This window comes from Nocardia sp. NPDC003693 (assembly GCF_053981095.1).
This window is the reverse complement of record NZ_JBSFNO010000002.1, coordinates 209,644-230,837: the sequence shown is the minus strand read 5'-3', so window position 1 is coordinate 230,837 and position 21,194 is coordinate 209,644. Positions and strand designations below refer to the sequence as shown.

General features: G+C 65.7%; 28 protein-coding genes. 25 read left to right on the top strand and 3 right to left on the bottom strand.

The window, feature by feature from the left end; translation table 11 throughout:
* Window positions 1–19: 19 nt before the first annotated feature.
* Genes rplN through ACWDOP_RS04850 form a run of 4 tightly spaced genes read left to right on the top strand, consistent with a single transcriptional unit; the run spans window position 20 to window position 1,461 of the window.
* The gene (rplN, locus tag ACWDOP_RS04865; protein WP_354986627.1) at window positions 20–388 is read left to right on the top strand and encodes a 50S ribosomal protein L14; all 369 of its coding nucleotides are present in this window, start codon (window positions 20–22) and stop codon (window positions 386–388) included.
* 2 nt (window positions 389–390) lie between these two features.
* Window positions 391–705 carry a 50S ribosomal protein L24 gene (gene rplX / locus ACWDOP_RS04860; protein WP_454206365.1) on the top strand — a complete coding sequence of 105 codons (315 nt, stop codon included), beginning with the start codon at window positions 391–393 and terminating at the stop codon, window positions 703–705.
* A 1-nt stretch (window position 706) separates the two neighbouring features.
* Window positions 707–1,273 (top strand): 50S ribosomal protein L5, encoded by a 567-nt coding sequence (rplE, locus tag ACWDOP_RS04855; RefSeq protein ID WP_067543789.1) that lies wholly within the window; start codon window positions 707–709, stop codon window positions 1,271–1,273.
* 2 nt (window positions 1,274–1,275) lie between these two features.
* Window positions 1,276–1,461 (top strand): type Z 30S ribosomal protein S14, encoded by a 186-nt coding sequence (locus tag ACWDOP_RS04850; protein ID WP_067695781.1) that lies wholly within the window; start codon window positions 1,276–1,278, stop codon window positions 1,459–1,461.
* An 84-nt stretch (window positions 1,462–1,545) separates the two neighbouring features.
* On the opposite strand, the gene ACWDOP_RS04845 is transcribed toward ACWDOP_RS04850, so the two are convergent.
* Window positions 1,546–2,220 (bottom strand): Uma2 family endonuclease, encoded by a 675-nt coding sequence (locus ACWDOP_RS04845; RefSeq protein WP_456343963.1) that lies wholly within the window; start codon window positions 2,218–2,220, stop codon window positions 1,546–1,548.
* A gap of 224 nt (window positions 2,221–2,444) precedes the next feature.
* Here ACWDOP_RS04845 and ACWDOP_RS04840 point away from each other — a divergent pair, with 224 nt between their 5' ends.
* From ACWDOP_RS04840 to ACWDOP_RS04750, 19 genes are all read left to right on the top strand, one after another.
* Window positions 2,445–3,362 (top strand): LLM class F420-dependent oxidoreductase, encoded by a 918-nt coding sequence (locus tag ACWDOP_RS04840; protein WP_456343962.1) that lies wholly within the window; start codon window positions 2,445–2,447, stop codon window positions 3,360–3,362.
* A gap of 203 nt (window positions 3,363–3,565) precedes the next feature.
* Window positions 3,566–3,886, top strand: a complete 321-nt coding sequence (locus ACWDOP_RS04835; protein ID WP_456343961.1) for a WXG100 family type VII secretion target — start codon at window positions 3,566–3,568, stop codon at window positions 3,884–3,886.
* Window positions 3,887–3,974: 88 nt separating this feature from the next.
* Window positions 3,975–4,292, top strand: a complete 318-nt coding sequence (locus tag ACWDOP_RS04830) for a WXG100 family type VII secretion target (RefSeq protein WP_456343960.1) — start codon at window positions 3,975–3,977, stop codon at window positions 4,290–4,292.
* The gene (locus ACWDOP_RS04825) at window positions 4,285–5,577 is read left to right on the top strand and encodes a WXG100-like domain-containing protein (protein ID WP_456343959.1); all 1,293 of its coding nucleotides are present in this window, start codon (window positions 4,285–4,287) and stop codon (window positions 5,575–5,577) included. Before ACWDOP_RS04830 ends, ACWDOP_RS04825 begins: the two co-directional genes overlap by 8 nt.
* Entirely contained in the window at window positions 5,565–5,951 is a 387-nt protein-coding gene (locus tag ACWDOP_RS04820) for a hypothetical protein (RefSeq protein WP_456343958.1), read from the top strand. The genes ACWDOP_RS04825 and ACWDOP_RS04820 overlap by 13 nt, the downstream gene beginning before the upstream one ends.
* A 129-nt stretch (window positions 5,952–6,080) precedes the next feature.
* Window positions 6,081–8,078 (top strand): FAD-dependent oxidoreductase, encoded by a 1,998-nt coding sequence (locus ACWDOP_RS04815; protein ID WP_456343957.1) that lies wholly within the window; start codon window positions 6,081–6,083, stop codon window positions 8,076–8,078.
* A gap of 41 nt (window positions 8,079–8,119) precedes the next feature.
* Window positions 8,120–9,052, top strand: coding sequence for a hypothetical protein (locus ACWDOP_RS04810; RefSeq protein WP_456343956.1), 933 nt, complete (start codon window positions 8,120–8,122; stop codon window positions 9,050–9,052).
* A gap of 135 nt (window positions 9,053–9,187) precedes the next feature.
* Complete coding sequence (locus ACWDOP_RS04805; RefSeq protein WP_456343955.1) at window positions 9,188–9,619, top strand: hypothetical protein; 432 nt, start codon at window positions 9,188–9,190, stop codon at window positions 9,617–9,619.
* 258 nt (window positions 9,620–9,877) lie between these two features.
* The gene (gene rpsH, locus ACWDOP_RS04800) at window positions 9,878–10,276 is read left to right on the top strand and encodes a 30S ribosomal protein S8 (RefSeq protein ID WP_454206338.1); all 399 of its coding nucleotides are present in this window, start codon (window positions 9,878–9,880) and stop codon (window positions 10,274–10,276) included.
* A 14-nt stretch (window positions 10,277–10,290) separates the two neighbouring features.
* Window positions 10,291–10,830 (top strand): 50S ribosomal protein L6, encoded by a 540-nt coding sequence (gene rplF, locus ACWDOP_RS04795; protein WP_354986616.1) that lies wholly within the window; start codon window positions 10,291–10,293, stop codon window positions 10,828–10,830.
* A gap of 3 nt (window positions 10,831–10,833) precedes the next feature.
* A complete protein-coding gene (gene rplR / locus ACWDOP_RS04790) occupies window positions 10,834–11,241 on the top strand; it encodes a 50S ribosomal protein L18 (RefSeq protein WP_454206335.1) in 408 nt (135 codons plus the stop codon).
* Between the two features lie 31 nt (window positions 11,242–11,272).
* A complete protein-coding gene (gene rpsE, locus ACWDOP_RS04785; protein ID WP_354986614.1) occupies window positions 11,273–11,917 on the top strand; it encodes a 30S ribosomal protein S5 in 645 nt (214 codons plus the stop codon).
* Between the two features lies 1 nt (window position 11,918).
* Window positions 11,919–12,098 (top strand): 50S ribosomal protein L30, encoded by a 180-nt coding sequence (rpmD, locus tag ACWDOP_RS04780; protein WP_153809684.1) that lies wholly within the window; start codon window positions 11,919–11,921, stop codon window positions 12,096–12,098.
* A gap of 2 nt (window positions 12,099–12,100) precedes the next feature.
* A complete protein-coding gene (rplO, locus tag ACWDOP_RS04775) occupies window positions 12,101–12,544 on the top strand; it encodes a 50S ribosomal protein L15 (RefSeq protein WP_454206333.1) in 444 nt (147 codons plus the stop codon).
* Between the two features lie 151 nt (window positions 12,545–12,695).
* Window positions 12,696–14,018 carry a preprotein translocase subunit SecY gene (gene secY / locus ACWDOP_RS04770; protein WP_456343954.1) on the top strand — a complete coding sequence of 441 codons (1,323 nt, stop codon included), beginning with the start codon at window positions 12,696–12,698 and terminating at the stop codon, window positions 14,016–14,018.
* Window positions 14,015–14,560 (top strand): adenylate kinase, encoded by a 546-nt coding sequence (locus tag ACWDOP_RS04765; protein ID WP_454206329.1) that lies wholly within the window; start codon window positions 14,015–14,017, stop codon window positions 14,558–14,560. Before secY ends, ACWDOP_RS04765 begins: the two co-directional genes overlap by 4 nt.
* Complete coding sequence (map, locus tag ACWDOP_RS04760; protein WP_454206327.1) at window positions 14,561–15,361, top strand: type I methionyl aminopeptidase; 801 nt, start codon at window positions 14,561–14,563, stop codon at window positions 15,359–15,361.
* 98 nt (window positions 15,362–15,459) lie between these two features.
* On the top strand, window positions 15,460–16,527 hold the full coding sequence (locus ACWDOP_RS04755) for a DUF6585 family protein (protein ID WP_456343953.1): 1,068 nt from the start codon (window positions 15,460–15,462) through the stop codon (window positions 16,525–16,527).
* An 11-nt stretch (window positions 16,528–16,538) separates the two neighbouring features.
* Window positions 16,539–16,826: a hypothetical protein gene (locus tag ACWDOP_RS04750; RefSeq protein ID WP_456343952.1), complete on the top strand. Its 288-nt coding sequence runs from the start codon at window positions 16,539–16,541 to the stop codon at window positions 16,824–16,826.
* Window positions 16,827–16,946: 120 nt separating this feature from the next.
* Here ACWDOP_RS04750 and ACWDOP_RS04745 read toward each other — a convergent pair whose 3' ends face one another.
* Window positions 16,947–17,546, bottom strand: a complete 600-nt coding sequence (locus ACWDOP_RS04745) for an AAA family ATPase (protein ID WP_456343951.1) — start codon at window positions 17,544–17,546, stop codon at window positions 16,947–16,949.
* A 141-nt stretch (window positions 17,547–17,687) separates the two neighbouring features.
* Window positions 17,688–18,131: a D-aminoacyl-tRNA deacylase gene (gene dtd / locus ACWDOP_RS04740; RefSeq protein WP_456343950.1), complete on the bottom strand. Its 444-nt coding sequence runs from the start codon at window positions 18,129–18,131 to the stop codon at window positions 17,688–17,690.
* Between the two features lie 191 nt (window positions 18,132–18,322).
* Here dtd and ACWDOP_RS04735 point away from each other — a divergent pair, with 191 nt between their 5' ends.
* Both ACWDOP_RS04735 and ACWDOP_RS04730 read left to right on the top strand, forming a co-directional pair.
* Window positions 18,323–20,290 (top strand): hypothetical protein, encoded by a 1,968-nt coding sequence (locus tag ACWDOP_RS04735; protein WP_456343949.1) that lies wholly within the window; start codon window positions 18,323–18,325, stop codon window positions 20,288–20,290.
* On the top strand, window positions 20,287–21,111 hold the full coding sequence (locus tag ACWDOP_RS04730) for an ESX secretion-associated protein EspG (RefSeq protein ID WP_456343948.1): 825 nt from the start codon (window positions 20,287–20,289) through the stop codon (window positions 21,109–21,111). Before ACWDOP_RS04735 ends, ACWDOP_RS04730 begins: the two co-directional genes overlap by 4 nt.
* Window positions 21,112–21,194 lie beyond the last annotated feature (83 nt).

The following is a 21,194-nucleotide window of genomic DNA, read 5'->3' as shown; positions in this document are numbered from 1 at the left end:
AGGTCTAGGAGGAGCTGAAGTGATTCAGCAGGAGTCGCGACTGCGCGTCGCCGACAACACGGGTGCCAAGGAGATTCTCTGCATCCGCGTTCTCGGTGGTTCGGCGCGTCGCTATGCCGGTATCGGCGACATCATCGTCGCCACCGTGAAGGACGCCATCCCCGGTGGCAACGTCAAGAAGGGCGAGGTCGTCAAGGCCGTCGTCGTGCGCACCGTCAAGGAGCGTCGTCGCCCGGACGGCTCGTACATCAAGTTCGACGAGAACGCCGCGGTGCTGATCAAGCCGGACAACGATCCGCGCGGCACCCGCATCTTCGGCCCGGTCGGCCGTGAGCTGCGTGAGAAGAAGTTCATGAAGATCGTTTCGCTCGCTCCGGAGGTGCTCTGACCATGAAGGTGCACAAGGGCGACACCGTGATCGTCATCTCGGGTAAGGACAAGGGCGCCAAGGGCAAGGTCATCACGGCCTACCCGGCGACCGGCAAGGTCCTGGTCGAGGGCGTCAACCGGATCAAGAAGCACGTCGCGAATTCCGCGAACCAGCGTGGCGCCAGCTCGGGCGGCATCGTCACCCAGGAAGCGCCGATCCAGGCCTCCAACGTGATGGTTGTCGACTCCGACGGCCAGCCGACCCGCGTGGGTTACCGCACGGATGAGAACGGCAAGCGCGTTCGCATCTCCCGTCGCAACGGGAAGGACATCTGAGATGACTTCGACCGATAACAAGGTGCAGCCGCGCCTGAAGGCGCGCTACCGCGCCGAGATCAAGGACGCGCTGCAGAGCGAGTTCAACTACGACAACGTGATGCAGATCCCGGGTGTCGTGAAGGTCGTCGTGAACATGGGTGTCGGCGACGCCGCCCGTGACGCGAAGCTGATCAACGGTGCGGTCGCCGACCTCACCCTGATCACCGGCCAGAAGCCCGAGATCCGTAAGGCCACCAAGTCGATCGCGCAGTTCAAGCTGCGTGAGGGCATGCCGATCGGCGCGAAGGTCACCCTCCGCGGCGACCGCATGTGGGAGTTCCTGGATCGCCTGATCTCCATCGCGCTGCCCCGTATCCGCGACTTCCGCGGCCTGTCGCCGAAGCAGTTCGACGGCAACGGCAACTACACCTTCGGCCTCTCGGAGCAGTCGATGTTCCACGAGATCGACGTGGACAAGATCGACCGTCCGCGTGGTATGGACATCACCGTGGTGACGACCGCGACCAACAACGAAGAAGGTCGCGCCCTGCTCAAGCACCTCGGCTTCCCGTTCAAGGAGAACTGAGAATGGCCAAGAAAGCCCTCGTCAACAAGGCCAACGCCAAGCCGAAGTTCGCGGTGCGCGCCTACACCCGTTGCCAGCGCTGCGGTCGCCCGCACGCTGTCTACCGCAAGTTCGGCCTGTGCCGCATCTGCCTGCGCGAGATGGCCCACCGCGGCGAACTCCCGGGCGTGCACAAGTCGTCCTGGTGATCCGGTCGGCTTCGGCTGATCACACCTGAACCCCCGAACGCCCCCGCTCCCACCCGGAGCGGGGGCGTTCGGCGTTGGCGGATCTCAGAACGCGAGCTCGGCCCACGGGATGCGGATGGGGAACGGGTAGTCGAATTCGATTCCGTCCGTGTCGGATCGGGTCCACTCGCCCGCGAGGATGTAGTTCGCCGGCCGCAAGGGGCGAACGCCATCGACCAGCCGGCCCGGTTCGAGTTCGAGTGCGTGGGCTTGGACTCGGGCGATCGCGCTGGTGTCCGGGTCGAGTGAAACCTCCCAGTACCAAGGGATTCCGGCGCTGGCGTAGCGAGTCATCTTCGCGCCCATCTCCGGTGGAGTGTTGGACGGGGAGAGGACCTCGCCCGCCAAGAGCGTGTTCTCGGCCCGTATGTCCTGGTACGGCGACGAAAGGCACTGGAAGATCAGGAAGTCCGGTGTGAGGAAGTTGGACTTTCCGGTTCCGCCCAGGAATACGTTGTGCTTCGAACCCAAGCGCCAGCACTGTTCAGGGTGGTCCGACATCCATTCGCGCGCGCAACGCTCCAGCGCGTTCGTGATGCGACGGGCGAACGTCTGATGCTCGACCGGTTCACGGTGTAGCCAGATGACCCTGCCATCCCACAGCTCGATTTGTTCGGCGATCTCTTCGGGGAGTTTGCCGAGTTCCTCCCACGTCAAGAACTCTGGAACGTCGGGATGGTTCCCGCCGGAAACTGCCATTTCAGCAGCGTAGATCGACATGATCGCCTTCTCGCGGAGTCCGACGATGGGGACGGTTTCGTCCGGATTCCGGCTGCCCTGCTGTCCCGTCGAGCCTCTGGCTGATGGTTATCACTCCACCGCGCTTGGATAGAAGCGATCCCCGCTGCGTCGCTCCGGCTAAGTGGTCAACGTTCCCGGCGTGTGCCGCAAACCTCGCGATTCGGTCGGCGGCCTATGCTCTCCTCCGACGAGAGGAGAGACATATGCGTATCGGCATTCTGCTCAACGAGGGCCGTGGCCCCGACGCTCTGGCGCGCCTCACCGACGAGGTCGCCGAAGCCGCCGCAGACGGCTTCGCCTCGGCCTGGTTGCCGCACATCTTCGGTCTGGACGCGCTCACCGCCCTCGCGGTCGCGGGCAGCCGGGTCCCCGGCATCGAGCTGGGCCCCGCGGTCGTCCCCACCTACCCGCGCCACCCGGCCGCGCTCGCCCAGCAGGCCCGCACCACCGCCCTGGCCCTGGGCCCGAACCGCCTGACCCTCGGCATCGGCCTGTCCCACAAGATCGTCATCGAGAACATGTTCGGCCTCGACTACGACCGCCCAGCCCGCCACATGCGCGAGTACCTCGAGGTCCTGACCCCGCTGCTGTCCGGCCAGCCCGTCTCCTTCGAGGGCGAGACCCTCCGCGCGAACGTGGCCCTGTCCACCCCCGCCGAAGGCGAAATCCCGGTCCTACTGGCGGCTCTCGGCCCGCACATGCTCAAACTCGCGGGCCGCGCGACGGCGGGCACCATCCTCTGGATGACGGGCCCCACCACGATCGCCGACCACATCGCTCCCCTGATCAGCGAGGCCGCCGCCACCGCGAACCGCCCCGCCCCCCGAATCGTCTGCAACCTCCCGATCTGCGTAACCGACGACCCGGCCCCCGCCCGCGAGGCTGCGGGCAAGGCGTTCGCCGTCTACAACACCCTCCCCTCCTACCGCGCGATGATGGACCGCGAAGGCGCTTCGGGCCCAGCCGATCTCGCGGTGATCGGCACCGAGGAGGAGGTGGCGACCCAACTCGAGGCCATCTCCGCCGCCGGCGCAACGGATTTCGTCGCCAGCGTCTACACCCGCGCCGATACCCGGACCCGGAAGTTCCTCTCCGCCTACGCATCCGACACGAAGGCGTAGTCCCGGACCGAACCTCGCCCCTGCCGCCACCGGATTGCGCGGCAGGGGCGTTGTGCTGTCCCGGTCCACTCCGAAGCCACGCCCCGGAGTCCGAGTGCCGCCCGAACCCCGGGGGTGCGAAGTATGAACCTGCTGGCCACGGCATATTTCCGAGGCTGTAAGTTGTCAGAGCTTCGACGCATGACCAGAGACGGGGAGGGATCGTGGCACCTGAGGCAGACGCGTCCGGACGAGAGTTCCAGGCAGTCCCCGCCGAGGTAACCGACGCGGGCAGATACCTGCAACTCACCGCCGAAGAGCTGATCACCGGCGTCCGTTCCCTGGACACCAACGTCACCGCCCTGCTGACGACGTGGAAAGGCAGCTCCGCCGACCACTACCGCCACGGCTGGGACGAGGTCCGCGAAGGCGCGACCGAGATTCTCGAGGCCCTCGCCGCGATGGCCGACCTCCTGGGCGTCTCCGCCACCACGTACACGGATGTCGACGAATCGAACGCGGGCTCCCTCCTGAATCTGCCCTGACCCACGCCACGAGCCGGAAACCCACCGCGCCGAATCGCCAACAACAACGCGCCCGAACCGCCACACTTCACAACCACCAGGGGAAACAGTGACCAGCTCCCAAGCCTTCCAGGCCGACCTGTCCGAGCTGGAACACATCGCCACCCGCGTCTCCGCCTTCGCCGCGTTCCTCACCGACAGCCTGTCCGGCCTGGAACAACGCATCGGTACGGTCCAGCAGAGCTGGACCGGCCAGGCTGCGACCGCCCACTCCGCGGCGTTCACGAAGTGGCTGACGGGCGCTGCGGAAATCGCCACCGGCATGGCCGAGATGAAACAGGCCGCCGCCGAAGCTCACACCCGCTACAGCACCGCGGCCGCGACCAACCTCGCCATGCTCGGCCGCGCCCGGTCCTCCGATGACTGATTTCAATGTCGACCCGAATGTCTACGCGACCGCCGCTGCGGCCCTGAATTCCGCGGCGACCGACTTCCACGCGGCCTTCCAAGGCCAGATGACCGCGCTGTCCGACACAGTAGACATGGGCGGCACCGTCGGAGCCTGCGGCGAGTGGGCGAAGTCCTACGACTCCGTCGCCTGGGACGCCTACAGCTTGGCAAGCTCGCTGGTCCAAGCGATCGACAACTACGCCGGAATCCTCCAGCAAGCCGGCTACAACTACGCGCTCGCGGACTACCGGGCCGGCACGGGTCGCCCGGAACCCGCAGCACCCGTTGCATTTCCGATGGCATGGAGTACCTGCCCCATCCCGCCGCCATCCGCGGGCGGTGCCGGTAGCGGTCTGGCCGATGACGGATTCGAACTGGCCGCCGCGGCCGGAGTGCCGATCCCCGACGGTGATCCTGACAAACTCATCAAGGCCGCGGCCGCCTGGAATGCGCTCGCCACCCACGACAGTGTGGCGAACCTGGCTGCCGAACTCGAGGCTGTGGCCAAGAACTTCGAAGCGGTCACCGCCCCCGAAGCGGCCTTCATCGACGAAGACCTCCGCGAGATGAAAGCCGCCGCCGAGACCGTGTGTGCCACGTTCGGCGACGTGTCGCAGTCCTGCCGCGACCAGAAGACCGCGGTGGACGATCTACGCACCCAACTGAAAGCCCTGCTCACCGACCTGGCCGCCGATATCGCGAAAGAAGTGGCCGTCAGTCTCGTCTTCTCCGCGGTGGCGGGGGTGCTGACCGCCGGTTTCGGCGCCGCCGCCGTGGCCGCCTACCGAGTTGGCAAGATCGCGCTGAAGGTGAAGTCCTACGCCGGCAAGATTGCGGGCATAGTCGGTAAGGCGAAGCTCCTCGATAAGGTCCACATCAAGAGTCCGGTGGCCACCACCCGCGAGAAACTCCAACGCATAGTCGACCTCGTCAAGAAACACGGCGACGATCTGAAGCGGGTTGCCCCGAAACAGTGGGACGAACTCTTTGCGAACGGTCGAAAACCGAAAGCAAGTGAGCTTGAGGACTATGCGAAGAGTCGTGGTTGGACCAAGACTCAAACCGAGAACGGCCCACCGAAGTACACAGATGAAAACGGTGTCACCAGGCTGACGATCAAGAAAGGCAGTGATCGTGCCGAAGGTAGCGAGACGCCGCACGTGGAGATTCGCAACGAGGACGGCCGGCGAATTGATCCGTTCGGTAATGAAGTGACACGCAGAAGTCCAGGCAACCACACCGACATCGAATGGGACTGGTGATGAAGCGCGACTACACCGACTACCCCGAACTAGCGGGTCTGTATCTCGAGGACAGCTATGTGCTCGGCATATTCGAACTGCCGAACGAAGTTCGATTCAACCTCGAAGCCGTACTCACCCGGCAGCATCCCGCTTACCACGACCCCCTGCCCGGCGAGCAATACTGCTATGCCAAGGGGAATCTGGTCTTCGCCGAAGCCACCGAGGTGCAGTGGCTGTCCCGATCCAGCCAGCAGTTCACCGATGCGACCGGCGAAGTGGATCTCGGCAATATCGACGCACTCAGCAACGACGACGGGGTCTTCGCAGTGGAGGGTGATTGGGGCCGGGTCCGCATCCGCAGCGATTCCGCTCCCCGCTTCGACCTGTCATGAATCTCCTGCTGCCCGCCGCGACCGTTCCTTCGGACGCACACATCGCCCGCGATGACGGGCAGCAACTATTCAGTTGACCATCAGTCGGAATCCCCCTCTCGCTCAGCTGATCTCCCTGATACTGAGGTGATGGCACAGCCGGGTGGTTTTCAGGGGAACGGGAACTCGGAGCCCACCGCCGCGGGGCAGGGCGTGGTCGGCGGGGCGGGGGAGGGGGCGAAGCTCGGAATCATCGTGGTCGGGGCCGGTATCGCGGGACTCGCTGCCGCGCAGGCGCTTCGCAAGCTCGGCCACGCCGTCACGATCGTCGAGGCCCGGGACCGGATCGGCGGCCGGATCTGGACCGACGCCGAGGGTGTCGACCTGGGCGCGCACTGGATCCACGGCACCGAGGGGAACCCGCTCACCGAGCTGGTGGAGCGGCTCGAGATACCGTTCAGCTACGTCGGCGGGGACAGCTCGTACACGGGCGGATTCGACAGCCTGACCCTGTTCGGCCCGGAGGGTGTCGTCACGACCCCGACGGCCAAGAGCCGCACCCTCGCCCTGGCCGATCAGGTCCTGCACGAACTCGAGCAGCGGGCCGAGATCGCCCGCCGGCGTGGACATCCGGACATGTCCCTGGCCAGCGTTCTCGACGAGATCCTTGCCGCGGGCGAGCATTCCGCGCAGGACGAGCAGGCCATCCGGTACCACCTGAACGTGATTCTGCGCGAAGACGTCGCCGAGGACCCCGACCGCCTGTCCTTCAAGTACTGGGAGGACGGCTACCGCGTCTACGGCTACGGCGACAGCGTCCTGCACGGCGGATACCACTCGGTCATCGCCTCCCTCGCCGACGGCGCGACGGTGGAACTCGGCACCCCGGTCAGACGAATCGCGTTGAGTGGCAGTCACGTCCGTGTCATTACCGACAGCAAAGTCCACGAGGCCGACAAGGTCCTGATCACGGTCCCGCTCGGCGTCCTGAAGTCCGGAGACGTGCTGTTCGATCCGCCCCTCCCGGACCGCAAACAGCAGGCCCTGGCCCGCCTCGGTTTCGGCACCCTCAACAAGATCGCCCTGCACTACGACGAAAGATTCTGGCCCGCAGAGCAATACGTCTTCGGCTACCTCTGCCGCGAAACCGCGAGCTATCCCACCGTCGTGATCAGCATGTGGAAATCGCACGGCAGACCGATCCTGGTCCTGCTGCTGGGCGCGTCCCTGGGCAGGGACATGGAATCCTGGCCCGACGCACAGGTCCACGACTACGCGACCACGGTCGTGAACGACATCTTCGGCGCGAATACCCCCGCACCGAAACACATTTCACGCACCGCCTGGAACTCGGACCCCTACGCCCGCGGCGCCTACGCTTGCATCGGCGTAGACGCCTCCCCGCGCGATCTCGACACCCTCGCCGAACCCGTCGCCGACCGCCTCTACTTCGCCGGCGAAGCCACCAACAGCTACCACTGGGGCTGCGTGCACAGCGCCTACGAGTCCGGTCTGCGCGAAGCCGCCCGCATCACCGGCGACTCCTCGCTCTACAGCCCGCCCGCCACCGAAACCGCCCGCCGCCAGCGCCGCGACATCGAACGCATGAAACGCTTCGCCCGCATGCGGATCGGCCACCTGAGCCCCGCCCGGATCCGCGAGCGCATGGCCTGCCTCGCCGACGGCGTCGATCCCTTCGGCGTCCGCCTCTTCGCACCTCTGGTCGACACCGACCTGGAAACCCTCGCCTCGATGTTCGACGAAATCACCTACGACCCCGGCGATTCCATCTGCCGCGAGGATGACCCAGCCCACGGCGTCTACGTCATCGCCGAGGGTGAGGTGGAAGTCGACTTCGGCGGCGTCTACGAACGCGCGATCATGTCCCGCGGCGCGGTCCTGGGCAGCCACGACCTGTTCATCGACACCAGAACCGCGACGGTCACCGCGACGACCCGCGTCCGCCTCTACTACCTCGACCACTACCGCTACAAAACGTTCCTCTACGCCTTCCCCGATGTCATGATGATGATGCTCACCGACTTCGTCACCCGCTGGGAACAGCTCGAGGACGTGCTGGGCGCGGCAACCCTGGCCGGCGCGCGCCGGATCATCCAGAGCCGCCGGGCCCCCACCCCCGAGTCCTGACCGCGTGGCCGAAGCGACGGGCCCGAACGCCGGGGGTTCCGATGATTCGACGCGCGGTCATGGCCGTACTGCCGCTGCTGTTCGTAACCGGTTGCGGGGGAGGCGAACCCGAGCCGAGCTTCTGGCTCACCGCCCCCGGCAACGACGATCAGCGCCTGGAGGCGATGCGCCGCACGCGCGCGATCGACCCCTGCGCCCTGCTGCCGCGCGCGCAGCTGGAGAAACTCGGCACCCTGCTCTCGGTCTCGACCAAGGGCCCGGAATCCTGTGCGGCCGTGCTGGATTCCACCGACCGCGACACCGGTACGGCCCTGACCTGGTCGGCCTTCGTCGGCACGACCACCTCCGACGGCCGCATCACCCGGACCACGGTCGCCGACGTCCCGGTGGAACTCCTGGACGCCGACCTCCCCGCGAACTTCGAATACAGCCGCGACTGCGTCGCGAAGGCGCAATTCCCCGCCGGCGTGACCCTGCGGCTCCAGGTGCGTACCCCGTCCGCCGGAAATCCCTGCGACCTGGCCACCCGGCAACTGGCCCCCGCCATCGCCGAATGGCAGCGCGAACCGGCCCAGGGCACCTCGCCCGACACCGTCCGCACGGTCCTCACCGGCGTCGACCCCTGCGATGTCCTGTCCGCACTCGGCGTCGACCCCGCGACCGCGGACCGCGGCCTGCGCAGCTGCGAGTTCACCTACCGGGACACCCCGATCGCCCTGCACTACGACTACATGGAACGCGGTCTGGTCACCGGTACCGAGCCCGTCGACCTGAACAGCAGGCACACCGTCTATCGCGAAGTCCCCGACACGCCCGAGCTCTACACGATCTATTCCGCCGTCGTCGGTCCCGAGATCAACCCCTCGACCGCCGACCCGCTGGTCGGCCCCCTCGTCCCCTCGATCCTCATCTCCGGCCCGGACGACGAAGTGGTGCGCGAGGTCCTGCGCCGAACCCTCACCCTGTTCCCCTGAACCACCAACGACACGCCCGGCCCCAGCTCACTCTTTCCACTCGTGCCAGCCCCATCAATTTCGGCTATGTGGAGTATGTGATTTTCACTACTGTTTCCCCGGGCTGGTCGCTGTGACCGGCCCAGGGAGGACGCGATGTTCAAGCTTGCAGCGAAAACCGTTGGCACGGTGGGTATTACGGCATTCGTCCTGCCCGGGATACTGGCCCCGGCGGCCACCGCCCATGTCTCCGCGATCAAGGTCGCGGCCCGCGACAACACCGACTGCACGGTGGCGGTGGGTGACTGCATCATCAATGTCACCGTCAAGGGGGACGACGTGCACGACCCGATATTCGTCGAGGTCGACGACGCCGCGCCCCAGGAGTGCCCGGTCACGCACGCGGGCAAGGACTATCTGAAGTGCACGCTGAGCTGGTCACCGGAAGCGAACGGAACGTACGTCATCTCCGCGACCCAGGGCGCGCGCACCGAATCGGTCACCCTGAACATCCCGGGCCGGGTCGAGCAGGACACGACCACGGGCTCCGCCGACTGGCTCGGCGGCATCCTGACCGGCTCGCGGTAGCGATCCCCGCGCCCCGACCGCGATCAGAGCTCACCCCCACCCCGATTTGGCGTGCTCAGAGCGCTTGTCTACACTGAACCGGTTGCCTGGGCACACCTATGTCCGCACGCGTCGTCGTAGCGGCGTTGCTCCAGGTGGCAAGCGAATGATCCGGTCGGGCAATCCCGGCTGGACCGCCCCGAATTGTCGTAGGCCCACGACCGCCGATCTCAGACGGTGCTGGATGGGAACCGCGGCGAGAAAGGTAACGGTCAACCCATGACCATGACTGATCCAATCGCAGACTTCTTGACCCGTCTGCGCAACGCCAACTCGGCGTACCACGATCAGGTGAAGGCGCCCCACTCGAAGATCAAGGTGAACATCGCCGAGATCCTCAAGCGTGAGGGCTACATCGCCGATTACCGCATCGAAGACGCTCAGGTCGGCAAGGCCATCGTCGTCGACCTCAAGTACGGCCCGAGCCGTGAGCGCAGCCTGCAGGGCGTGCGTCGCGTGTCGAAGCCCGGTCTGCGTGTGTACGCGAAGTCCACCAACCTGCCCAAGGTTCTCGGCGGCCTCGGCGTGGCGATCATCTCCACGTCCGCTGGTCTGCTCACGGACCGTCAGGCCAAGCAGCAGAGTGTAGGCGGGGAAGTCCTCGCCTACGTCTGGTAAGGGAGGTAGGAACAATGTCGCGTATCGGTAAGAAGCCGATCCCGGTTCCCGCCGGCGTCGAGGTGTCCATCGACGGCCAGAACATCGCGGTCAAGGGTCCCAAGGGCACCCTGTCGCATGTCATCGCCGAGCCGATCACCGTCGCCCGCGCAGAGTCCGGCGAGCTCGAGGTCGTTCGTCCGAACGACGAGCGTCAGAATCGCGCCCTTCACGGCCTGACCCGCACCTTGGTCTCCAACATGATCGAGGGCGTCACCAAGGGCTACGAGAAGAAGATGGAGATCTTCGGCGTCGGTTACCGCGTGCAGGCCAAGGGTTCGAACCTCGAGTTCGCCCTGGGCTACAGCCACCCGGTGCCGATCGAGGCTCCCGAGGGCATCACCTTCGCGGTCGAGGCTCCCACCAAGTTCTCGGTGTCGGGTATCGACAAGCAGAAGGTCGGCCAGATTGCCGCGGTGATCCACGGCCTGCGCAAGCCCGACCCGTACAAGGGCAAGGGCATCCGCTACGCCGGCGAGGTCGTTCGCCGCAAGGTCGGAAAGACGGGTAAGTAAGCCATGGCACAAACTGAGAACCAGAAGCTCCGGCGCAAGCCGAAGGGCACGGATGCCTCGACTCGCCGTCGTCTGTCGAAGACGCGTCGTCACTTCCGTCTGCGCAAGAAGATCGAAGGCACCACCGTGCGTCCGCGCCTGGTGGTCAACCGCTCCTCGCGCCACATCCACGCTCAGCTGATCGACGACTCGGTGGGCAAGACCATCGCGTACGCGTCGACCATCGAGGCCGATGTGCGCGCCGTCGAGGGTGACAAGTCCGCCAAGGGCGCCAAGGTCGGCGAGCTCATCGCCGCCCGCGCCAAGGCTGCCGGCATCGAGGCGGTCGTGTTCGACCGTGGTGGTCACGACTACCACGGCCGTATCGCGGCGCTCGCGGATGCCGCCCGTGAAGGTGGGCTGAAGTTCTGATGATCAACACTGCAAACGGAAGGAACGTCTGATGCCGGGACGTCAGCGGCGTGACGGCGGAAACAACGGTCCCGCCGGACAGAACAACGGACCTGGCGGCAACGACCGCGACAACCGTGGCCGCGGCCGCGGCGACCGTCGCGATCAGCAGCAGGCCGAGAAGAGCAACCAGCTCGAGCGCGTAGTCGCGATCAACCGCGTCTCCAAGGTCGTGAAGGGTGGTCGTCGCTTCAGCTTCACCGCCCTCGTGATCGTCGGTGACGGCAACGGTCTGGTCGGCGTCGGCTACGGCAAGGCCAAGGAAGTTCCCGCGGCCATCCAGAAGGGTGTCGAGGAGGCTCGCAAGAGCTTCTTCCGCGTCCCGATGATCGGCTCCACCATCACTCACCCGGTTCAGGGTGAGGCGGCGGCCGGTGTCGTCATGCTGCGTCCGGCTTCGCCCGGTACCGGTGTGATCGCCGGTGGCGCGGCTCGTGCCGTGCTGGAGTGCGCTGGTATCCACGACATTCTGGCCAAGTCGCTCGGTAGCGACAACGCCATCAACGTCGTGCACGCCACCGTTGCTGCCCTCAAGATGCTGCAGCGCCCCGAAGAGGTTGCCGCCCGTCGCGGTCTCCCCATCGAGGATGTGGCTCCTGCGGGCATGCTGCGTGCACGTGCGGGACAGGGAGTCTGACATGGCAGATCTCAAAGTGACCCAGACCAAGAGCTCCATTGGCGCCCTGCGTAACCAGCGCGAGTCGCTGCGGACCCTCGGCCTGCGTGGCATTCGCCAGACTGTCGTCCGCGAGGACAACGCGCAGAACCGCGGTCTGATCAACGTCGTGCGCCACCTCGTTCAGGTTGAGGAGGTTTAAGCATGACCATCAAGTTGCATCACCTGCGTCCTGCCCCCGGTTCCAAGACCGAGAAGACCCGTGTGGGTCGCGGTGAGGGTTCCAAGGGCAAGACCGCGGGCCGCGGTACCAAGGGTACGAAGGCTCGCAAGAACGTTCCGGTCCGCTTCGAGGGCGGGCAGATGCCGATCCACATGCGTCTGCCCAAGCTGAAGGGCTTCAAGAACCCGTTCCGCACCGAGTACCAGGTCGTGAACGTGTCCGACATCGCCCGTCTGTTCCCCGAGGGCGGCACCATCGGCAAGGCGGAGCTCGTCGCCTCCGGTCTCGTTCGCAAGAACGAGCTCGTGAAGGTGCTCGGCGAGGGCGAAATCGGTGTGGCCGTTCAGGTCTCCGCCGACAAGTTCTCCGGCTCGGCCACCGAGAAGATCACCGCCGCCGGTGGCACCGCCACCGTTCTCGGCTGACGGTAATCTGAAATCAGCGACACCGGGTGAGCGCAGAGCTCACCCGGTGTCACTGTTAGAGTTCAAGTGTTGTCTGCCAACACTGTCATGGGGATTCGGCGTTCCGTCGTTGTAGCCATGGCCTGACCCATGTCGTTCGCCAGGAGGATCTGTGCTTTCCGCCTTCGTGTCGGCTTTCAGGACCCCGGACTTACGGCGGAAGATTCTCTTCACGCTGGGGCTGATCGCGCTCTACCGGATCGGCGCCGCGCTGCCCTCCCCGGGCGTCAGCTACAAGAACATCCAAGAGTGTGTCGAGCTGGTCAACGGCGGCGATTCCGCCGGCATCTACCAGCTGATCAACCTCTTCTCCGGTGGTGCTCTGCTGCAGCTGTCGGTGTTCGCGATCGGCATCATGCCGTACATCACCGCGAGCATCATTATCCAGCTGTTGACGGTGGTTATTCCGCGGTTCGAGGAACTGCGAAAAGAAGGCCAATCGGGTCAGAACAAAATGACCCAGTACACCCGATACCTCTCGATCGCCCTGGCGGTCCTGCAGGCGACGGGTCTGGTGGCGCTCGCAGCGCGCGGTCAGCTGCTGCGCGGGTGCCCCGAGGACATCCTGGCCGATACCTCCATCTTCGGCATGATCATCATCGTGCTGGTCATGACCGCGGGCGCCGCCCTGGTCATGTGGTTCGGCGAGCAGATCACCGAGCGCGGTGTCGGTAACGGCATGTCGCTGTTGATCTTCGCCGGTATCGCGGCGCGCATCCCGGCCGAGGGCAAGATGATCCTCGACAGCCGCGGCTGGGGCGTGGTCGGCATGGTCGCCGCCGCCGCGCTGGTCGTGATCGTGGGTGTCATCTTCGTCGAGCAGGGTCAGCGCCGGATCCCGGTGCAGTACGCCAAACGCGTGGTGGGTCGCAAGATGTACGGCGGCTCGTCGACCTATCTGCCGCTGAAGGTGAATCAGGCGGGCGTCATCCCCGTCATCTTCGCCTCGTCGCTGTTGTATCTGCCCAACCTGCTCGCTCAGCTCACCCAGGACACCTCCGGTGGCGAGATGTCCAAGTGGCAGGAGCTGATCCAGAAGTACCTGGTCAACCCGAGCAACCCGGTCTACGTCGGCATCTACTTCGCGTTGATCGTGTTCTTCACCTACTTCTACGTCGCGATCACCTTCAATCCGGAGGAGCGCGCGGACGAGATGAAGAAGTTCGGCGGCTTCATCCCGGGCTACCGCCCCGGCAAGCCGACGGCCGACTACCTGAATTACGTGCTGAGCCGGATCACCCTGCCCGGGTCGATCTACCTCGGCGCGGTCGCCGTGCTCCCGAACCTGTTGCTGGGCATCGGCGCCGACAGCGGTGTGCAGAACCTGCCCTTCGGCGGTACCGCGGTGCTGATCATTGTGAGCGTGGGCCTCGATACCGTGAAACAGATCGAGAGCCAGTTGATGAATCGAAATTACGAAGGGTTCCTCAAGTGAGAGTTGTTCTGCTCGGACCGCCGGGTGCCGGCAAAGGCACGCAGGCCGTCCTGCTGTCGGAAAAGCTTGGTGTACCGCACATCTCCACCGGGGATCTGTTCCGTGCGAACATCGGCCAGCAGACCGCGCTGGGCCGCGAGGCGCAGAAGTACATGGACGCCGGGGATCTGGTTCCCAGCGATGTGACCAACCGCATGGTCGAGGCTCGCATCGCCGAGCCGGACGCCACCAATGGCTTCGTGCTGGACGGCTACCCGCGCACGGTCGATCAGGCCGACGCCCTGGAGAAGATGCTCAAGGAGTCGGGCCATTCGCTCGACGCCGTGCTCTGCTTCGTGGTGGCCGAGGACGTCGTGGTCGAGCGCATGCTGGCGCGCGGCCGCGGTGACGACACCGAGGAGACCATCCGCAACCGCATGCGCGTCTACCGCGAGGAGACCGAGCCGCTGCTGGACCACTACGACGGTCTCGTCGTGTCGGTCGAGGGCATCGGCGAGATCGCCGACGTGAACGCGCGAGCGCTGTCGGCGCTGGGTCGCTGAATGGTCTTCGGCCGCAAGAACAAGAAGGTGGTGCCGTTCCGCACCGCCGGTGAGTTGGACGCGATGGCGGCGGCCGGCGAAATCGTCGGCCGCGCGCTGGTGGCGGTGCGCAATGCCGCCAAGCCCGGGGTCTCGACCCTGGAGCTGGACGAGGTCGCCGAGCAGCTCATCCGCGAAGCCGGAGCGATCCCGTCCTTCAAGGGCTACAACGGCTTTCCGGGTTCGATCTGCTCGTCGGTGAACGACCGCGTCGTGCACGGCATCCCGACCAAGGACGATGTCCTGGCCGAGGGTGATCTGGTGTCCATCGACTGCGGCGCGATTCTCGATGGCTGGCACGGTGATTCGGCGTGGACGTTCGGCGTCGGCACGATCATCGAGGCCGATCGCCTGCTGAGCGAGGCGACCCGGATGTCGATGGAGGCCGGCATCGCGGCGATGATCGCCGGCAACCGCCTGACCGACGTCTCGCACGCGATCGAGCTGGGCACCCGCGCGGCCGAGGTCGAGCACGGCCGCTCCTACGGGATCGTGGACGGCTACGGCGGTCACGCGATCGGCCGCAAGATGCACATGGATCCGTTCCTGCCGAACGAGGGCGCCCCCGGCAAGGGCCCGCAGCTCGTGGTCGGCTCGGTGCTGGCGATCGAGCCGATGCTCACCCTCGGCACCACGGAAACCGTGACCCTCGAGGATGATTGGACCGTGGTGACCAGCGACGGCACCCGTGCCGCGCACTGGGAGCACACGGTCGCGGTGACCGAGGACGGTCCGAGAATCCTGACGCTCCGGCCGGAGTAGATCGAACCTGTTCGCGAACGCCGCGACCCGATTCCGGGTCGCGGCGTTCGGCGTTTCACCCCTTGCGCAGGTGTCGGCCGAATCCCGGTTTGCCCGGTGTGTTGCTCGCCATTAGTTTGAGGCGAGAACGAGTTCTACCGAGGAGGGGTATGTCCCGACGATCCATGCGCGGGCATAGCGGAGACGATGCACGGGGCGAAGTTCGGAGCACCGCGCCCGAGCAGGACCTGGGTGCGCACCGCACCACGTACGTTGCTCGGAAATTGCAGGATCGGCTCGATCTGTTCGAGCACGGCGCGACCTATGTGAACGGCGCGGAACCGACTGTGACGCGAGTGGTGCGTTACGACTCGGCACTGCTGCGGCAGCAGATAACTCAGGTTCGGGACGATCGCGGCCCGCACACCGACTACCGCTACCTGATCACCGATACCGAGGGCTTCGAGATCGAACTGACTCAGGCGATGCCGGGTGTGCGGGAGTGGGGTCCCGAGCTGGCCCGGGCTATCGCCACCCATCAGGCACCCGCGGCGCTCGAATCCCTGCGTGCCGGTGGACGTGTCGAGTTCGGGGACTGGTGGATGAGCTCGGCGGAGTTCGGTGCGGGCTCGAAAAGGTTTGCCCTGCAGGATGTCCACGCTTACCGCCTGGTGCAGGGTGTGGTGACGGTTGAGGCAGGGGCCAGTACGCGCCTCAATCGGCATGTGCACGAGATCCCGAATTTCCTTGTGTTTCAGTACCTGTTGCGCGAGTTGCGCCCGGATCTGCCGGAAAGCGCGGGTTCCGCCTTCAACTCGGTGTTGTCGGTACGTGGGATGAACAAGGTCTTCGCGGCGGTGGCGGTGGCCGGATTCGCCTTCGCCTGCCTGACGAGCTGGCCCGTCGACAAGTCCGAACTGTGCGGTCGGCTGGCGAGTCTGCAGCAGGCGGCCGGTGATCTCAACGATCCGCTGGAGAAATTGAGTGACGCGGCCGGGAACTTCCGAGGGGATCGACAGCACGCCATCCGGGTGGAGGGCGACAAGCTGAGCGGTCTCGAGAGCACGGGTTCCAGCAAATCCAGCGGTCTCCCGAGTGATGGCACGGATGTCATCTATATCGAGACCGCCGAACTCAACAAGGCGACCGTCACGATCCGCCGCACCTGCAACGCCGATCCGTTCTGAGGAGGGTGTCCATGAACCGCGATCCCCAAAGTCTCTTCTTCGCCGCGTCGACACTCGTGTTCGGTCTCCTGAGCTTGTTCCTGACCGCCAGTTGGGCGGTGCCGATCGTCGTATTGGTTTTGGGGACAGTAGGTCTCGTCGCGGCGCTGATCCGGCCGTCCCTCGGTGTCGACCCGGAACCCGAGGACCAGGAGGAGCACTGGGACGAGCCGGTGGAGCCTCCGCGTCGGAGGCGGTCCGCGGTGCGTCCGAGGTTGTTGAGTTCGGCCACCGAGGAGCGGCTGGCTCCGCCGGAATAGGGCGCACACGTTTGTGACAAGTGAGAGTCCTCCGGCGAGGAGGCGTCGTGGGCTATCGCGTCCGAGGACGGTCCGGCTTGATGCGCCGCGGCGACATCGTGCCAACCGCCGTGCTTCCGGCTACGCGATCCGAATGTGTCTGACGCCCACCAGGGCTCGCCGCAGCCGCCCCCGCAGCGGACCATCGGTGTTGGGTGTCAGCGTCACTCCGGCCGAGGCGGCGATCCGGTCGGCGACCTCCGGTATGCCGATGTGATCGGTCTCGATGTGCTCACCGAATTCGCTGCCGCGCAAGCTGTTCAAGCACCGATCCACCTGCGCGACAGCGAAACTCTCGTGCCGGAGCCCGAACAGCTCCCGCTCCTTCAACCGCCGCAGCACAGTCTCCCGCTCGGCGAGCAACGCGAAATGCCGCACGTCGTGCCCGATTTCGCGCAGCCGCCCCACGGTCTCGGCGAAGTACGCGGGCTCGACCACCGTCATGGGCGCGATAACCACTCCGTCGTGCTTGTGCAGCACCAGGTCCAGCACCTCGACAACCCCCTGCCGCCAAGCGGTCAAGTCCTGAAAGTCCTCCCGCAGTTCCCGCGGCATGGTTCGGTGCAGCCCGAACCCCACCATCTCGGGGTCACACACGACACTTCCGGCCAGCCGCCGATGCAGCTCGAACGCGGTCTGCGTCTTGCCCCCGCCGAACGGCCCGTTGATCCAGATCAGCATCCCGCCACCCTAGGCGCGCTCCCGCTCGTCCCGCCGAAACTGCCGGTCACACGCTTCGCGTGGGCGTCGCGTGCCGGACGTGCTCGACCGGCCGGCGTCCATCCCGATCCGTGCGGAGGGATAAGTTCGCGACTGTCGCGGTCACCCTTCCAGCATCAGCGTGACCGGCCCGTCGTTGACCAGTTCCACGTGCATGTGCGCCCCGAACCGCCCGGTGGCGACGGTCGCGCCCAACTCCCGCAGCGTCGCGGCGAAGAGCTCCACCAGTGGCTCGGCCACCGCCCCCGGCGCGGCCGCGTTCCAGGAGGGCCGCCGCCCCTTGACCGTGTCGGCGTACAGCGTGAACTGGCTGATCACCAGGATCGGCGCGCCCAGGTCGGCGGCCGACCGCTCACCGTCGAGAATTCGCAGCCGGAAAAGCTTGTCCGCCAGCGCTTTAGAGGTGGTCTCGGTGTCGTTGTGCGTGACCCCGACCAACGCCACGAGCCCGTGTGGGACGCCAACGGCCCCGGGGTCGATCGCACCGACAACTTCCCCGTCAACGCTGACCCGCGCCGAGCTCACCCGCTGCACCAGTACTCGCACACGCTGATCTTCGCAGCAGGCCAGGGCCTACTTCGGGGCAGGGTGGGACCCGAGCCGGCCGGCCGATCAGCGTGGCTGCCCCTACTTCTAGGGGCGGCGGAACGAATTTCCCTCTGCGCCATCGGTAGTTCACGAAAGTAGGCTGTGCTGGATCGAACTGTTGGAAACGGGCGGAGTGGCAGTAGATACCGATGGCACCTGACAACAAGGACAACACGGCGTGGGCCGGCCTGCGGAAGGCCGCTGAGGCTCCGGGCGGAGCGGTGAAGTTCCATCCGACGGCGGCGAAGGCGGGATTCAACGGGGCCACCACGCTGCTGACCGAGTTCCGGGCCTTCCGGGATATGGCGACGACCGGCAAGCTGAACAACATTCCGACGATCGGCACCGTCCCGATGCGCTCGGGTGAGCTGCTGGCGCTGGCCTACAGCAGGCAGGGTGGATATCTGTTGGACCTGTTCGATATTCAGGTCGACACGCTCACCAACATGGCCGAGACCTTTCGGGCGGCGTCGAAGGCGTTCGCGGAGTCCGAAAAGACCTCCGTCGATGATTTCAACGCGATCAAAGACACGGCCATACCCAAGGTCTCGGCGAACCTGGACACACCCAAACCCGCGGACTACAAGCTCTCCTACGACCCGCCGAAGCTGCCGGATCGGCTGAAGAACTACAAGGGGGACAAGGACACCGAGACGGTGTTCGCGGAGGAGAACGCCGATGCCATGCTCTGGAAGCCGCTCTACGACCTCGGGGTGGAACTTCAGCCGCAGACCTACCGCGCGGCGAGCAAGCTGTGGAACGACATCGCAGGACTCGTCGAGTCCAGGGTCAAGAACTTCACAACCATGATTCAGACGTGGGACAAGAACGACAACTGGCGGGGGAGCAGCGGCAATGCCGCGCGAGCCGCGATCAAGCAGTACGCGCTGGATGTAGATCCGTTCGTCGAGAAGATGCGAACCATGGGTGCGAGCCTGGACTACACCGATCAGTGGGTCGGCTGGACCAAACGGACGTGTCCCGATACCCCGGAGAATCCCGCGGCGGGCTGCTACAAGCAGAAACGGCTCGAAGATCACCAGCGGTACTTCGACCGCGACTACAACAAGCCGCTGCAGGAGACCGCGAAAGCGCTTCCGACCCTGGCGGTTCCACCCGCTCCGCCCGCAAAGCCGGAGCTTCCCGCCGACCCGAAGGACGACAAGACCACCAAGAAGCCCGGCGACGACGACAAGAAGACGGAGCCGACGACACCGACCGGCCCCGGTGGGGGTGGCAATCAGCAACAGCCGCAGCCGCAGCCGCAGCCCCAGCCGCAGCCCCAGCAGAAACAGCCGGACCCGAAGGACAAAGACAAAGACAAGGACAAGCCGCAGGACAAGGACAAGCCCCAAGATAAAGACAAGCCGCAGGACAAAGACAAACCCCAGGACAAAGACAAGCCGCAGGACAAGCCCGGTGAAATGCCGACCCAGCCGGGTGGCCAGGGTCAACAGCCAGGAGCGGGAATCGGTGGCACCGGCTCGGGCTCGCTCGGCGGCGCCACCGGAGCGGGCTCTTCCGGAGCGGGATCCAGCGGGTCGAACAGTAGTCAGGGCCTGTCGCAGATCACGAGCGCGCTCAGTGCGCTGGTCAGTGCGGGATCCACTGCGCTGCAACAGCTACCGTCCTTGCTCACACAGCTCGACACCGCGTTGAAGTCCGGCGACAACACGACGCTGGCCCAATTGCTCGGTGTGCCGGAAGACAAGGTCACCGCGGCGCTCGCCCAGATTCAGCAGTCTCCCGACAAACTGGCCGACCTGTCTCAGCTATTGGGTCTGACGACGGCGCCCGAGGTTGCCGTGCCCGTCGCCGGTCTGCCCGCGGAGAACACCCCTTCGGGTGCCGCGCTCGTGACGCCGGTCGTCGGCGCCGCCAGCGCTGATCCCGCCGCCGCGCTGACCAACCTGTTCGCGCGAGCCGGCCTCGATACCTCTCCGGTGTCGCCCGTACTCGGCGTGAGCGCAGGGTTCTCCGAGGGTGCGCTGGTCGATTCGGTCACGGCGGGTGCGGACGCCGAGCCGGCCCCGGTTGACTTCCTCGAACCGCTCGTCCACGCCATTGATCCGCAAGCCGGTCGACCGGCGGAACCGAATCCGGTGGTAGAAGCGTGAAGTGGGAATTCACCGACGTCGAGTTCAAGGTACTGTGCAATCGGCACTGGTCCGATTCGATGCTGCCACCGTTCACCTATGTCAGTCGCACACCGAGTCTCGCGGATTATCAGCGCGAGCTGGCAGCGGCGGGCGCGCGGCTCGACGAGCGGCTCGGCAGCAGCTTCGACGCGATGATCGACACCATCGCGCGCCCGGAATTGCTCTACGTCCTACAGGGTTGGTGCGACAGCGATTTCGAGAATCCGGAGAAGTGGATTCGCGCCCGTGCTCTGCGTAGTGGGCTGCGTGCCTGCATCATCACCATGAAGCCGGGCGAAACCGACATGCACAGTGGTGGTTTCACGGTCGTCGAGTGCACGCCCGAGCAGATCCCGGCGATGATGGTCGCGTTGCTCCCCGATGTCGGCCCGGGACGGCTCTCGGAGATTCAGCTCGTGACCGAGCCCCCGGCCGACGACCCGGATCCGGACTCGCAATCCTTCGCGTTCGACAGTTTCGACGATTCCGTCGAAACCCGAAGCATGGCCTTCCTGTCCACGCCCGCGGAACTGACCGGGACGTTCCTGGTGGGCCAGGGGCGTTCCAAGTTCGGCCCGCGCGGCCGGATGGAGAGAATACTGCTGCTCCGCGATATCGCGGGTGACGGCAGGTACCTGACCGATCTGGACGCCCCGGTTCGGACCGCGGTCGGTGTGACGACTCAGAAGTTCGTGGAGCGGATCGGACGCTGTGTCGGTGACGTGCTGGCCCACATGGAAAATCAGGATGACCAAGCCGAGGAGTGGCAGGACGGGGATGCCCGCAGCTGGGCTTTCTGAATCGGAACGTCTTCCCCGGGTGTGATGAACAACGGAGAGTGCCGATTCCCTGGGAACGGCACTCTCCGTTCACTTTCCAGCAA